The sequence below is a fragment of the Aurantibacter crassamenti genome, assembly GCF_016811105.1.
In the GTDB taxonomy this organism is placed as follows: Bacteria; Bacteroidota; Bacteroidia; order Flavobacteriales; family Flavobacteriaceae; genus Aurantibacter_A; species Aurantibacter_A crassamenti.
The window spans coordinates 679,119-693,807 of the sequence record NZ_JAFBGM010000002.1; the positions used below are offsets into that span (position 1 = coordinate 679,119).

14 protein-coding genes are annotated in these 14,689 nt (G+C 34.3%); 11 read left to right on the plus strand and 3 right to left on the minus strand.

Annotation, left to right across the window (positions count from 1 at the left end; genetic code table 11):
- From JQC67_RS15605 to JQC67_RS15625, 5 genes are all read left to right on the plus strand, one after another.
- Positions 1-1,032: a FecCD family ABC transporter permease gene (locus JQC67_RS15605; RefSeq protein WP_203253847.1), complete on the plus strand. Its 1,032-nt coding sequence runs from the start codon at positions 1-3 to the stop codon at positions 1,030-1,032.
- Positions 1,032-1,826, plus strand: a complete 795-nt coding sequence (locus tag JQC67_RS15610) for an ABC transporter ATP-binding protein (protein ID WP_203253848.1) — start codon at positions 1,032-1,034, stop codon at positions 1,824-1,826. The genes JQC67_RS15605 and JQC67_RS15610 overlap by 1 nt, the downstream gene beginning before the upstream one ends.
- A gap of 121 nt (positions 1,827-1,947) precedes the next feature.
- Entirely contained in the window at positions 1,948-3,288 is a 1,341-nt protein-coding gene (locus tag JQC67_RS15615) for a DNA recombination protein RmuC (protein ID WP_203253849.1), read from the plus strand.
- Positions 3,289-3,384: 96 nt separating this feature from the next.
- Positions 3,385-3,750, plus strand: a complete 366-nt coding sequence (locus JQC67_RS15620) for a 6-phosphogluconate dehydrogenase (RefSeq protein ID WP_203253850.1) — start codon at positions 3,385-3,387, stop codon at positions 3,748-3,750.
- A 2-nt stretch (positions 3,751-3,752) separates the two neighbouring features.
- Positions 3,753-4,298 carry an acyl-CoA thioesterase gene (locus JQC67_RS15625; RefSeq protein ID WP_203253851.1) on the plus strand — a complete coding sequence of 182 codons (546 nt, stop codon included), beginning with the start codon at positions 3,753-3,755 and terminating at the stop codon, positions 4,296-4,298.
- Here the strand turns inward: JQC67_RS15625 and pgl are convergent.
- Complete coding sequence (pgl, locus tag JQC67_RS15630) at positions 4,279-5,004, minus strand: 6-phosphogluconolactonase (RefSeq protein ID WP_203253852.1); 726 nt, start codon at positions 5,002-5,004, stop codon at positions 4,279-4,281. The two genes, JQC67_RS15625 and pgl, sit on opposite strands and share 20 nt — an antisense overlap.
- Positions 5,005-5,041: 37 nt before the next feature.
- Positions 5,042-6,571 carry a glucose-6-phosphate dehydrogenase gene (zwf, locus tag JQC67_RS15635; protein ID WP_203253853.1) on the minus strand — a complete coding sequence of 510 codons (1,530 nt, stop codon included), beginning with the start codon at positions 6,569-6,571 and terminating at the stop codon, positions 5,042-5,044.
- Between the two features lie 139 nt (positions 6,572-6,710).
- Here zwf and gndA point away from each other — a divergent pair, with 139 nt between their 5' ends.
- Positions 6,711-8,114: an NADP-dependent phosphogluconate dehydrogenase gene (gene gndA / locus JQC67_RS15640; protein WP_203253854.1), complete on the plus strand. Its 1,404-nt coding sequence runs from the start codon at positions 6,711-6,713 to the stop codon at positions 8,112-8,114.
- A 10-nt stretch (positions 8,115-8,124) separates the two neighbouring features.
- On the opposite strand, the gene JQC67_RS15645 is transcribed toward gndA, so the two are convergent.
- Positions 8,125-9,432 (minus strand): serine hydrolase domain-containing protein, encoded by a 1,308-nt coding sequence (locus tag JQC67_RS15645; RefSeq protein WP_203253855.1) that lies wholly within the window; start codon positions 9,430-9,432, stop codon positions 8,125-8,127.
- A gap of 112 nt (positions 9,433-9,544) precedes the next feature.
- Between JQC67_RS15645 and JQC67_RS15650 the strand changes: the two genes are divergently transcribed.
- The 5 genes from JQC67_RS15650 to JQC67_RS15670 are packed head-to-tail and all read left to right on the plus strand — an operon-like array spanning position 9,545 to position 14,635.
- A complete protein-coding gene (locus JQC67_RS15650; RefSeq protein ID WP_203253856.1) occupies positions 9,545-10,402 on the plus strand; it encodes a Nif3-like dinuclear metal center hexameric protein in 858 nt (285 codons plus the stop codon).
- 33 nt (positions 10,403-10,435) lie between these two features.
- Entirely contained in the window at positions 10,436-12,397 is a 1,962-nt protein-coding gene (pulA, locus tag JQC67_RS15655; RefSeq protein WP_203253857.1) for a type I pullulanase, read from the plus strand.
- A gap of 7 nt (positions 12,398-12,404) precedes the next feature.
- Positions 12,405-13,196 carry an alpha/beta hydrolase family protein gene (locus JQC67_RS15660; RefSeq protein WP_238934864.1) on the plus strand — a complete coding sequence of 264 codons (792 nt, stop codon included), beginning with the start codon at positions 12,405-12,407 and terminating at the stop codon, positions 13,194-13,196.
- Positions 13,197-13,225: 29 nt separating this feature from the next.
- The gene (locus JQC67_RS15665) at positions 13,226-14,281 is read left to right on the plus strand and encodes a bestrophin family protein (RefSeq protein WP_203253859.1); all 1,056 of its coding nucleotides are present in this window, start codon (positions 13,226-13,228) and stop codon (positions 14,279-14,281) included.
- Positions 14,282-14,284: 3 nt separating this feature from the next.
- Positions 14,285-14,635, plus strand: a complete 351-nt coding sequence (locus JQC67_RS15670; protein ID WP_203253860.1) for a ribose-5-phosphate isomerase — start codon at positions 14,285-14,287, stop codon at positions 14,633-14,635.
- The last annotated feature ends 54 nt before the right edge of the window (positions 14,636-14,689 follow it).

Sequence of the window (14,689 nt, forward strand, 5' to 3'; positions counted from 1 at the left end):
ATGTTAGAGTCAAAAACATATCGTTTTTCTTTTCTGTTTTTACTTTTAATACTCGTGCTTGTTTTTACTTTAAACATTAGTTCAGGTTCGGTCTCAATTCCCATAAATGAAACTATAAATGCCCTTTTTGGCGGCACTTTACAAAATGAATCTTGGAGTTATATTATTTGGGATTATCGAATTCCGAAAGCACTTACCGCAATTTTAGTGGGTGCAGGATTAGCCTTGAGCGGACTCTTAATGCAAACCTTATTTCGTAATCCCTTAGCAGGGCCTTTTGTACTCGGTATAAGTTCAGGTGCAAGTTTAGGAGCTGCACTACTTATAATGGGATCATCGGTTTTGGCTAGCTTTTTTTCCTTCGGATTAATAAATGATATTTCATTAGCAATTGCCGCTAGTATCGGCAGCTTTTTAGTTTTAATGGTTGTGATATCAGTGGCTACAAAAGTGAAAGATACCATGGCTTTATTGATTATAGGATTGATGTTTGGTAGCATTACTTCTGCAATTGTAAGCGTACTCTCCTATTTTACGAATGCCGAAAAATTACAGCAATATATCTATTGGTCATATGGAAGTTTAGGTAACCTTTCTTGGCGACAATTAGGATTATTATTTGCGCTCGTTTTAGCTGGTATATTCTTAAGTATACTTTCTATAAAATCATTAAATGCAATGCTTTTAGGTGAGAATTATGCGCGTAGTTTGGGCGTGAATATGAAAACATCGCGCTATCTGATTATTATTGCTACAGGTATTTTAGCAGGGAGTATTACGGCCTTCGCGGGTCCGATTGCTTTTGTAGGTCTAGCGGTTCCGCATTTAACACGGCAAATATTCAATACCACAGACCATAGAATATTAATGCCAGCAGTATTAATTTATGGTGCTATATTGATGTTGATTTGTGATACTATTGCGCAATTACCAACCTCAGCTAACGTATTACCCATTAATGCAGTAACAAGTATTATAGGAGCACCCGTTGTAATTTGGCTACTAATTCGAAAACGAAAAATGATGTTTTAATGGCGGCAAATCACGATAACATTACTTTTAGTGTAAGAGACTTAGCAATAGGTTATTCCTTAAAAAAGGAAAAAGCACTAATTGCAAGCAACATTAATTTTGATACAATCAAAGGTGAGCTTACTGCTATTATTGGAATAAACGGAATTGGTAAATCAACATTATTAAGAACTTTAGGTAAGGTACAACCAAAACTTTCGGGTGTAGTTGAACTAAATGGTAAATCATTAGACAACTATAAACCAATAGAATTAGCTGCAGACCTTAGTCTTGTTTTAACTGAACCAATTGCATCAAAAAACATGACAGTAGCTGAACTACTTGCTTTAGGTAGGTCTCCTTATACCAATTGGCTTGGTGCTTTATCTAAAGAAGATGTATTAAAAGTTGAAGACGCTATTCAACAAATGGAACTCGCTAAAATACAGCATAAAAAATGTTATGAATTAAGTGATGGACAATTGCAACGTGTTATGATTGCACGAGCTTTGGTACAAGACACTGCTGTAATATTATTAGATGAACCTACAACACATTTAGACTTATACCATAAAGTTCAAATATTAAAATTATTAAAATCCATAGCACATAGAACCAACAAAACAATTGTGTTTACAACGCATGAAATTGAAATAGCAATTCAAATATGCGATAAAATTTTGGTGTTAGATGGCACAGTAAATGCCTTTGACAAACCCAATAAACTTATAGAGCAAAAAGCTTTCGACACCTTATTTCCTTCAGATACAGTTTTCTTTGATGCTCAGAACGGTTCTTTTAAAATTAAAGAATAGAAATATATTTGAATGCAATACTAAAAGGCTATTTTTTGGCTTCAATACATATTCAAACCTAAAGTTCTCCTTTCTTCTTTTTTAAAATCACTTATCTTTACTTCGAATACATTATTTGACAATGAACGAATACTTAATATATCTTATAATTGGTATAATCTGCCTTGCAATTGGTTACTTTATAGGCAATTATATTAATGCACTAAAAACAAAATCAGAGCAAAGTGCTTTACTTGAACGCGAACAACAGTTAGGCAATAATCTCAACAATCTAAACGAAAAATTAATAAATTCTGAGGCAGAAAAAAACGAACTTCGATTAGAAAAAGAACGGCTGGGCTATCAGATTACGAGATATGAAGCAGACCTAGAAAATTTACAATTAAAGAATACTGAGCAAAAAGAAGAAGTAGAAAAGCTTCAAGAAAAATTCACTAAAGAATTTGAAAATCTCGCGAATAAAATATTAGAAGAGAAGAGTCTAAAATTCACAGAGCGTAACGAGAAAAATATCAAAGACATTCTTACCCCACTCAATGAAAAAATACAATTGTTTGAAAAGAAAGTAGAAGAAAGTCAAAAAGAAAACATCAGTATTCATTCTGCCTTAAAAGAACAATTACTTAATCTTCAAACTCAAAACCTAAAGATTACCCAAGAAGCTGAGAACCTTACAAAAGCGCTTAAAGGCGATAGTAAAATGCAAGGCAATTGGGGAGAACTTGTTTTAGAACGGGTTCTAGAAAAATCAGGACTAGAAAAAGATCGCGAGTATACGGTGCAACAAAGTTTTACATTAGAAGATGGTTCTCGTGTTTTACCAGATGTGATTATCAATCTGCCTGATGGTAAAAAGATGATTGTTGATTCAAAGGTCTCTTTAACTGATTATGAACGTTATGTTAATGCGGATGACGATGATGCACAAGCCAAACATTTAAAAGATCATATAAATTCGCTTCGAAGACATGTAGATCAGTTATCCGCTAAAAAATATGAAGACTTATACCAAATGGAAAGTCCAGATTTTGTACTGCTTTTCATTCCTATAGAACCAGCATTTGCCATAGCTATAAATAATGACAACACCCTTTATAATAAAGCATTTGAACAAAACATTGTAATTGTTACTCCTTCTACTTTATTGGCGACGTTACGCACAATAGATAGTATGTGGAATAACGAAAAACAACAGCGAAACGCTATTGAAATTGCCAGACAAGCTGGTGCACTTTATGATAAATTCGAAGGTTTTGTTGGTGACCTTACCAAAGTCGGTAAACGATTAGATGATGCCAAGGGCGAATACAAAGGCGCAATGAATAAATTAGTTGATGGCCGCGGTAATATTATTACAAGTATTGAGAAGTTGAAAAAAATGGGTGCCAAAGCTAAAAAGTCAATACCTGATGCTTTTATAAAAAGAGCTGAAGAAAGTGATTTTGAAGAAATTGAAATGTAGAATACAACGATTTACATTTAAATAGATGGGGCTACAAATTAATGCCCTTAATTAAAAAACTCCTGTATATACAGGTATGACTATAATAACTTATTGATGAAAAAAGCACTAGTTCTTGGCTTAACGTTTTTATTAATTGCGATAGCCGCATTTTATGCATTTATTTATTTTGTGCCATATAGTCAAGGATACCGCTCAGGTGAATTGATAAAATTTTCTAGTAGAGGGGTACTAACAAAAACTTGGGAAGGTGAAATTAGCCAAGGAATTTCTGGTGCTCAAATATTCTCATTTTCGGTTTTAGACAAAGAAAAAGAAGTAATACAAAAATTGAAAGACTACCAAGGTAAGTATGTCAAAGTAACTTATGTTGAACGTTACGCCACTTTCTTTTGGTTAGGAGATAGCAACTATTTCATTACCGAGGTAGTTGAAGAAAAATCACCCCATTTTAATAAATAGCAATGCAGAATTATAAATCAGCAAGAGAATCTAAAGTTTCAATTACAGAGTTAATGCTTCCCTCCCATTCCAATTTCGGTGGTAAAGTTCACGGTGGCCATATATTAAATTTAATGGATCAAATAGCCTTTGCTTGTGCTTCAAAACATTCGCAATGTTATTGTGTTACAGCATCGGTCAATAGAGTTGATTTTTTATCACCTGTAGAAGTTGGTGAATTAATTACCTTAAAAGCATCCATCAATTATACAGGTAGAACCTCAATGGTTGTTGGCGTTCGAGTAGAATCTGAAAATATTACGACTGGCAAAAAAAGACATTGTAATTCGTCTTATTTCACCATGGTCGCTAAAGACACAGATGGCAAAAACATACCTATTCCTGGTTTACTCGTAAATGACAATCAAGGGATTAGAAGATTTACACGAAGTAAATTTAGAAAAGAATCGGCCTTTGATCGTGATAGCAAGTTTGATGCTAGCAATTTTAATGCAGATGAACATGTGAAATTACTAAACGAAGAAAATGTTAAGATTGAGTTGAAGTAATTCCTGCAGCTGCGGCTTCATCTAAATACCAAACAACTTTACCATCTGTTGGCTTCACTAAACTAACAGGATATTTTTTTGCTATCTCTTCTCCTTTTATAATTTCAGAAATCCTGTCAGCTTTACCTGCACCTGTAACTAAAAAGGCGACGATTTTTGCATTATTGATTATTTGACCTGTTATCGTGATTCTCTTTTGACCGCTTACCGGATGTTTGGCAACCTCACAATATTTTTTTGAATGCCATAATTTAATTTGATTCGGAAAAATTGATGCGGTATGACCATCATCACCAATACCTAAAATCACCAAGTCAAAAGTTGGCAACGCATTTGTTTTTGGTAAAACAACATTTAAGAATTCACTATAATGTGCTGCCTCATATTTTGGACCGTTTTCACCTTTTATTCTATGAATATTTAATTCAGGTATTTTAATTTTAGACAACAAATGTTCGTTGGTCATTTTATAATTGCTTTCATCATCATCAGGCCACACGCAACGTTCATCACCCCAATATAAATGCACTTTTGACCAATCAATTGTTTCTTGATAATTAGCAGCTAATTCATCAAAAACAACCTTAGGTGTACTACCGCCAGAAAGCGCAATATGCACCTCAGGTTTAGAAGCACAAACTTTGGCAAAATAATTTGCAAAGTCTTTAGCAACTTCGTTTTTAGTACTTGACACATTTAAATTCATAGTAATTTGGGGTTTTATTTCAATCTACTTTTAGAGTTTAGCTAATAACACAATAACCGGGATCATCAGCTAAGTTTTCACAGGGGTTACGCCACATACTTACACCATCAATAAGTTCATCGGCATTTTTAGGACCCCAAACACCGGCAGAATAACCATAAACTTTAGCATCAGAATTTTTCCAGAAGTTTAATATTGGATCAACAAATGCCCATGCTGCCTCAACTTCATCAGCTCGTGCATAGAGAGTAGCATCACCCTGCATTGCATCCAATAATAAACGCTCGTAGGCCGTCATCACATAAGTATCAACCAAACTAGAATAGTAAAAATCCAAATTTGCACGTTCTACCTCAAACCCTTGTCCTGGAACTTTAACACCAAATTTTATTAAAATACCTTCATCAGGTTGAATTCGTATTACAAGTTTATTGTCTTTATTATTCAAGCTAGATTCCTTAAAAATTTGATGATGTGGTGATTTAAAATGAATAACCACTTCCGTTACTTTAGTAGGCATACGCTTAGCTGTTCGCACATAAAATGGCACATCAGCCCAACGCCAATTATCAACAAAAAATTTAATTGCGGCATATGTTTCTGTGGTAGAATCAGGATCAACACCATCTTCTTCTCTATACCCTTTTACATTTTCCCCATCAATTACAGAAGAAACATATTGTGCTCTTATTGTATTGTCATGCAACTCTTTATCAGTAGTCATAACACGTAACGATTTTAAAGCTTTCACTTTTTCATTTCTAATCTCTTCTGCATTAGCCCCAATTGGTGGTTCCATAATTATCAAAGAAACAATTTGAAGCAAGTGGTTTTGAAACATATCGCGCAAGGCACCAGATTTATCATAGTATCCACCACGCTTTTCAACACCTACACTTTCTGCATTCGTAATTTCTACATGATGTATGTAGTTACGATTCCATAATGGTTCAAAAATGCTATTTGCAAAACGAGTAACCAACAAATTCTGAACAGTTTCTTTACCTAAATAATGATCAATTCTAAAAATTTGTGGCTCTTTAAAATAACGATGTAATGCATTATTCAAATTCTTAGCGGTTTCAAGATTGTAACCAAAAGGTTTTTCTACAATCACTCTTTTCCAACCATCATCTTCTTTGTGTAAACCTTGATCATAAATATTCTTGGCCGTTGGTTCGTAGGCAGCAGGTGGCAATGAAAAATAGAAAATGTAATTATTATCCGTAGCGTAGTTTTTATTCAGCTGAGTAATGCGTTCATTCAAAGAACCAAAATCAGCATCTTGGTCTTTATCTAAAACATGATAGAAAATTTTATCACAAAAATCAGTTATAAAATCCTTATCAACTGTCGCCAATTCATCTTTAAGGTAAGTGCTTTCTTTTACAACATTCTTCCGAAAATCATCATCTGTCCAATTACTCCGACTCGCTCCTAAAACCACAAAATTTTCAGGCAAGTGCTTCCCTTTGTACAAATTATATATTGCAGGTATTAATTTTCTTGCGGTTAAGTCACCTGATGCACCAAAAATAATAAGCATCTGATTCGCGGTTTTATCCATATATATCTTCGTTATGATTTTTCTAATACAAGATTCATTTAAATATAACCAACCTTTATGAGTTTACAAGAACTAAAAGAACTAAAACCGGATATTTTCATTTAATTTTGAATTCATTGAAACCTTCAAATTATAGATTATGGAGCATACTTACGATTTTGGATTAGTAGGATTAGGAGTCATGGGGCGCAATTTTATTTTAAATGTTGCTGATAATGGCTTTAAAGCTTTTGGCAATGATTTAGACACAGAAAAAGTAAATGCTCTAATTGAGGAAGGTGGTGATACCAATCGAGTTAATGCATCCACAGACTTAAATACCTTTGTTAATGCATTAGTTAGACCGAGAAAAATTATGTTGCTGGTACCTGCCGGAAAAGTTGTAGATATTGTAATTGAAAGTCTTTTGCCACATTTAGATCATGATGATATTATCATTGACGGTGGAAATTCTTTTTTTACAGATACAGACCGTCGGGAAGCCTATTTACAAGAAAAAGGAATTCATTTTTTTGGCGCAGGAGTTTCTGGTGGCGCGAAAGGTGCTCGTTTTGGCCCTAGTATTATGCCTGGAGGAAATAGAGATGCCTACCAACATGTTAAACCCATTTTTGAAGCCGTAGCTGCTAAATCACATGGCGAACCTTGTGTTGCATACCTCGGACCAAAATCGGCTGGTAACTACGTAAAAATGGTTCACAACGGTATTGAATATGGTCTTATGCAATTGACCTCTGAAATATATGACCTCCTTAAAAAAGGTGGTGATTTTTCAAATGAATTATTGCATCAAACCTATGCCAAATGGAATTCAGGACGCTTACAATCTTTTCTAGTGGAAATTACTGCTGAAATCTTTGAACAAAAAGATGATTTAAGTGATGGCAATCTAATAGATATGATATTAGACAAAGCCAAACAAAAAGGTACTGGTAAATGGACAAGTCAAAACGCAATGGACCTTGGTATACCTGTACCTTCAATTGATATTGCAGTTAGCATGCGTGAAATTTCAGCTTTGAAAGAAGAGCGTATTAAAGCTGATGCCTTATATAATAGACCCGAAGTAACTTTAATGAATAAAGCTACATTGGGTGGTTTAGCAGAAAAATCTTTATTCTTCTCATTTATAATTACCTATGCCCAAGGTTTACATCAGTTATCTGACGCTTCAAAAGAATATGGTTACGAATTAGAATTGGCTGAAATTGCAAAAATTTGGCGTGCGGGTTGTATTATTAGAGCCGGATTATTGGGTGATATTATGCAAGCTTTTCAAGAAGACAGTTCTTTAACAAATCTATTACTTTCACCTCGTTTTGTAGAAAAAATTCAAGACACCGTAGATGCCGCACGTGAGCTAGTAAGTTATGCTGCTCAAAATGGAATTCCTGTACCAGGGCTATCAAATTCACTTACATATTTTGATTCGTATACCTCTTCTCGCCTACCCTTGAACTTAATTCAAGCACAGCGCGATTATTTTGGATCACATACCTATGAACGCATAGATCGTGAAGGAACTTTTCATACGGAATGGTAGGCAAAATAATCTACTCAAAAGAATTAACTGCCGTTTCTAACTGAGGTTCAGCTAATTTTTGAACTGGTTTATTATATATGCTTTCTACAATTTTATGCAAATCTGGAATTACATTTCTAGCTATTGGAGAATTACTATTTAACAATACGCAAATTCCAAAGTCAGTATCTGGGTAAACTGCAATTTCATTTCTGAAACTATTCACGCTACCTCCATGATGCCACATGGTCTGTTGCTTGTTAGTGGTCTCATCCATAAATTTATGAATACGCCAACCAAAACCATAATAAGATGCCAAATGACCTGGCCATTTTTTATAATACTTACGACCAATTTTAATGTCTACACGTGGTTCAAAAACTTCAGATAAAGCCGATTTATTCAACACCTCTGGATTATGACCTAGCAAAAATCGCATCCATTTTGCCATATCTAATGCACTTGCATTAATACCTCCAGCAGCCACTGCATTGTCGTAATGATCATTAAGTTTTCTACTTCTCCATCCCCTTCTACTTTTTGAATGCGGTATGGCTACATTTTTATTTTGAATTAAAGTTTCATAATTAGTACTTGCAGTATACATTCCTAATGGTTTAAAAAACCGTTTCGATAATGAAACTCCAATATCATTTCCTGTAACTTTTTTTGTTATCTCACTTGTAAGTGCAAACATTGCATTTTGATAACTATACATTGCACCAGGTTCACTAATTGGTTTTACTTCGCTGAAACGAGCGGCAATTTTTTCTAACGTTATACCTGCTTCAACAAGGTTTGTAAAACTATGATATGGTGTGCCTGAAGTATGCGATAAAATATGTGACAATTTAACCTGATCCGTATTTTCTTTATCGCCCAAATGAAACTGAGGCAAATAATCACTCACTTTATCTTGCCAGTTTAGTTTACCTTCATCTTTAAGTTCTGCTGTTAAAACTGCTGTAAATCCTTTCGATAAAGACCCAAGTCTAAATACGGTTTCACCATCAACTTTAGTTGTAGTTTCAACACTTCTTTTACCAAAACCGTTTGAAAGTAAAATTGAGTCACCCTTAACAATGCTAACGCCTGCACCAATTATAAGGCCTTCTTTTACTGCTTTTTTGAAGTATGAAGCTACCGCAATTTCTAATTCTTGCTGTTGTTTTTTGTGAACTTTATAAGCTTCTAAATCGAATGTGATTTTTTCCGTCGTGGATGAAGTTATTGATTCTGACGCTACTTTATCTGCTGGTTTATGCCCACTCAATATCAATACTACTAGTAGCATCATTGATAAAAAAGTAAATACGACCAGAATTTTAAATCGTCGCATAGGTTAAGTTTTGATTTGGTTGTTATCTTAAAAATAGGACTATATAACTTTATAAACGCCTGATTTTACTTAATATTTCATTAAATTATTGGCATATAAAAACCATGAAATTATGTACGTCAGATTCTTATTAATTCTAAGCTGTATTTTACCAATGCTCGCCGTAGGGCAAAATACATCATCAATCACTGCCGAGCAACTAATTGAAACCATAATTGAACAAACCGGTGCCAAAAAGATATCAAATACAGTTGATGTTATTAAAGCAGGTAATGCTGACACTAAAGTAACTGGTATTGTTACATGTATGTTTGCTACTATGGATGTTTTAAAAAAAGCAGCTGAAAAAAAATGCAATCTTATTATCACTCATGAGCCGCTGTTTTATAATCATATAGATAGTTCAGAAAAATTTGAAGATGATGTAGTTTATTTAGCGAAGAAGAAATTTATTGATGACAATAATTTAGTCGTCTGGCGATTTCATGATTACATACATCGCATTCAACCCGACGGTATTATGTCTGGTATGGTCAATAAATTAGGATGGCAAACAAACCAATCAAGTAAGAACCCTTATAAATTTAGTTTTCAAGAAACTACTTTAAGTGCATTTTTAAAAAGTATAAAAAAAGTTTTTCCTGAAAACGCTTTTCAAGTAGTAGGTGATTCAACAATGAATCTTACAAATGTAGTATTGGTACCTGGCGCATCAGGTAGTATGGCGCAAATAGGTCAACTAAGAAAAAGTGATGTTGATGTTGTAATCGCAGGAGAAGTGCCACAATGGGAAACCTATGAGTACGTACGAGATGCAAATTTACAAGGTCGAAAAAAAGCAATACTATTCATCGGACATATCAACTCAGAAGAAAGCGGAATGAATTTTTGTGCTGATTGGTTAAGTGAATTTATCAATGATATTCCCATTCATTTTATAGCATGTGGTTCATCATATTGGAGTTATTGAAAAAAGATTTGTACTTAACTATTGATTTATTTTATGATAAGTTCACTCAATAATTCTAGTTCTTTGGATAAAAAAAAGTTGAAGACTTTTGAAGACTACCCTACTCCCATTAATGCTAATCTATGGTTAGAATATTCTGAAAAAACTTCAAAGTTCACGATTTGGTCACCTACAGCAGACGAAGTAAGGTTGCACTTATATGAAAACGGAAATGGCGGTGCATCCTTTGAAACGCATCCGCTTATAATTGAAAAAGATGGAATTTGGTCTGTATCAATTTCAAAAGATTTAAATGGTATTTATTACACCTATCAGGTAAAAATTAAAGGCAATTGGTTAAATGAAACACCAGGTATTTATGCTAAAGCTGTTGGGGTGAATGGTGAACGCGCTATGGTTTTAAATTTCAAAAATACAAATCCGGTTGGGTGGGCAACTGATAGAGGTCCAGAAATAAATTACGCCAATGAATCAATAATCTATGAATTACATATTAGAGATATGACCATTAGTGAAAGCTCAGGGTCCACTAATCCAGGAAAATATTTAGGCCTAATTGAAGAAAATACTAAAAGCCTTGAAGGAATTAAAACAGGTATAGGTCACTTAAAAGAATTAGGCATAACACATGTACATCTACTGCCCACATTTGACCACTATGCTATTGATGAAACAAAACTAGATAGCCCTCAATATAACTGGGGTTATGATCCGCAAAATTACAATGTACCAGAAGGCTCATTTTCTATAAATCCATTTGATGCTAAAGTCCGTATTAAAGAATTTAAGAAAATGATACAAGCGTTTCATGACAATGGAATTGGTGTGATTTTAGATGTCGTTTACAATCATACTGGTAAAACATCTACATCTAATTTTAATCAAGAAGTTCCTGGTTATTATTATCGATTTAACAAAGACGGATCGTATTCAGACGCCTCCGCTTGTGGTAACGAAACGGCTTCTGAGCGCTCAATGATGCTTAAATTCATGATTGAATCTGTCACCTATTGGACACAGGAATATCATATAGACGGTTTCCGGTTTGATCTCATGGGCATTCATGATATAGATACCATGAATGCAGTTAGTACAGCGCTTAAAAAAGCGAATAAAAACTGCATTATATTTGGCGAAGGATGGACTGCAGCTAATTCAGTTTTACCTGAAGAAAAAAGAGCATTAAAAAAACACATGCAACAACTGCCGTTAATTGCCGCTTTCAGCGATGACTTTCGCGACGGTCTCAAAGGTTCAGTATTTGATGAATCGGATACTGGCTTTGTTAGCGGTAAAACGGGTGTTGAAGAATCCGTAAAATTTGGAATTATAGGTTCAATAGCACATCCTCAAATTAATTATAAGCTTGTAAATTATTCTGATGCTCCATGGGCAAATCAACCCTGGCAAGCAATATCTTATGTTTCGTGTCATGATAATCACACCCTCTATGATAAATTAAAATTATCCAAACCAAAAGCCTCAGAAAAAGAAATCATAGCCATACACAAATTAGCAATTGGTATCGTGCTAACTTCTCAAGGCACACCCTTTATACATGCTGGGTCTGAACTATTGCGTAGTAAAAATGGAGAACACAATTCTTATAATTTACCAGATACAATCAATCAAATAGATTGGAGACTAAAAAGTAAAAATGCAGCTGTTTATAAATTTTATAAAAATCTCATCGCTTTGCGAAAAAAACATCCTGCCTTCCGAATGACATCGGCAAATGCGGTTAGAAATAATTTAGAATTTATAAAAACTGAAGCAGGTTTAATAAGTTATAAAATTAATAATCATGCCAATGGTGACAGCTGGAAATCAATTTTAGTGATATACAATGCACATAAAATATCTATAAATTATAAACTAAATGAAGCTTGGAAAATTGCCTTAAATGATGACCACTTCTTCACGGAAAATTACATAACTTGTAGAACGAAAATTGAAGTCAAACCCATTGCTATGGCAGTACTTTTTCAAAATTAATATGTTAATGAAAGCCCTCACTAGTATAACAATACTATTCCTATTTTTTATAACTACAAATGTAATAGCTCAAGAAAATGCATTTAGCGATTACGAAATCAAGGCGTTTGAGTTTAAAGGTAGAAGTGCAAAAATTGTAATTCCTAAAAAAGCAAATGATGAGCGTTTATGGATTTGGCGTGCACGATTTTGGGGCCATGAACCGCAAACAGATCTTGCATTATTAGAAAAAGGCTTTCATGTAGTTTATGTTGATGTGGCAGGGCTATTTGGTAACAATGAAGCCGTTGAAATATGGAATAGTTTTTATGACTATCTTTTAAAAGTGTATAATTTAAATACCAAAACAGTTTTAGAAGGTATGAGCCGTGGAGGATTAATTATTTATAATTGGGCAGCTGTTAATACAGATAAAGTATTTTGTATTTATGCTGATGCCCCTGTATGCGATATAAAAAGTTGGCCAGGCGGATTGTATAATGGTAACGTAGGCGCTGCCAAAGATTGGAAAGAATGTTTAAAAGCTTATAGCTTAAATGAGAAGTCGGTTTTAACGTTTGAAGGTATTCCAATAAATAATGCTGTAAAGGTTGCAGAAGCAAAAATTCCAGTTTTACATGTATGTGGGGGTGCCGACAGAGTAGTACCGTATGAAGAAAATACGGCTAAACTAGAGGAAAAATTTAAAGCGGCAGGCGGTGACATAAAAATTATAGTAAAAGATGAAGTTGGTCATCATCCGCACAGTTTAAAAAATCCGAAGCCTATTGTAGATTTTATTTTAGAGCACGCGAACTAACATAGTTCATTATCCTATAAATAATACTTATGTATACGAAAAAAATATTCACTGTACGGCAATTAGTAAAATGGACAAGGTATGAAACACTTGTTTTTCTATGTATTATAATTGCATTCGTATCGGCTTATTACTTTCTAGATTTAGTTTGGGTAAAAATTCCTTGGACACCTTTGGCACTTATTGGTACTGCGGTAGCTTTTGTGATTGGTTTTCAAAATAATTCGGCCTACGGAAGAATTTGGGAAGCGCGAAAAATTTGGGGTGGTATAGTAAATACATCTAGAACCTTAGGCATGTTTCTTCAAGACATGATTACCAATGAATATGCTGAAAGCCCAGTCTCTGAAGAACAGCTAAAATCTGAGATTAAAATTATTACATACCGACATATTGCATGGATGACCGCACTACGACATGCAATGCGATTACCAAAACCATGGGAAACCACTTCAGCACACAAAACAAATCAAGAATTTGGTATACGGCCACCAGAAATGAATTCTAATTTAAGTGACGATTTGAAACCCTATATTTCACAAGCTGATTTAGATGCAATAATGGGCAAAAACAATAAACCCACTGCCCTATTGTATCAACAATCACATCACCTTAAAAAACTAAAAGAACACGGTATTCTATGGGAATTTTCATTTTTAGAGTTGGAGGCAATTCTTCAAGAACTGTTTACACTTCAAGGTCAAAGTGAACGCATCAAGAATTTTCCGTATCCACGACAATTTGCAACAATGAATCACTTTTTCATGTGGGTATTTGTACTATTACTTCCGTTGGCATTAGTGCCACAATTTGCAGAAATTGGCCTTGAACTTAAAGCTACATACCCAATAATTGGTAATTTATTTGTGTGGTTATCCGTTCCGTTTTATATAATAGTTGCCTGGGTTTTTCACACCATGGAAAGAATAGGAAGAACAGGTGAAAATCCGTTTGAAGGAACCGCGAATGATGTGCCCATTTCGACCATTTCAAGAGGAATAGAGATTGACCTTAGGCAGAATTTAGGTGAAAATAGTGAAGATATTCCGTTACAATTTCCTGAAAAATTCAACACTCAGTTTTAATTCATGCCAAAAACAGAATATCGCGTTTATGTGGTGGAGCTTTCTAAAAAGGTGTTTTCTGAAAATAGAAAATTCAGAGAGGCGAATCCACAATTCAACGGTGTGCTTGAATGCCTTTATGTAGGTATGACTAGTAAGGCTCCTAAAGAACGTTTTGAACAACACAAAAAAGGGACCTTGAGTAAAAAAGGTCATAATTTATCTTCCAGCATTGTTCGTAAATATGGTGCGTACTTACGCCCCAGTCTCTATAATCACATTGACCCAATGCCCACACGAGCTCAAGCCTTAAAAATGGAAAAAATACTTGCACTTGAACTTCGTAGAAAGAAATATGCCGTTTGGTTCAACTAATTAAGCTAATCTGTAGCGTCTTGATGAGTTTGATTAAATCGAGACGAAAACCAA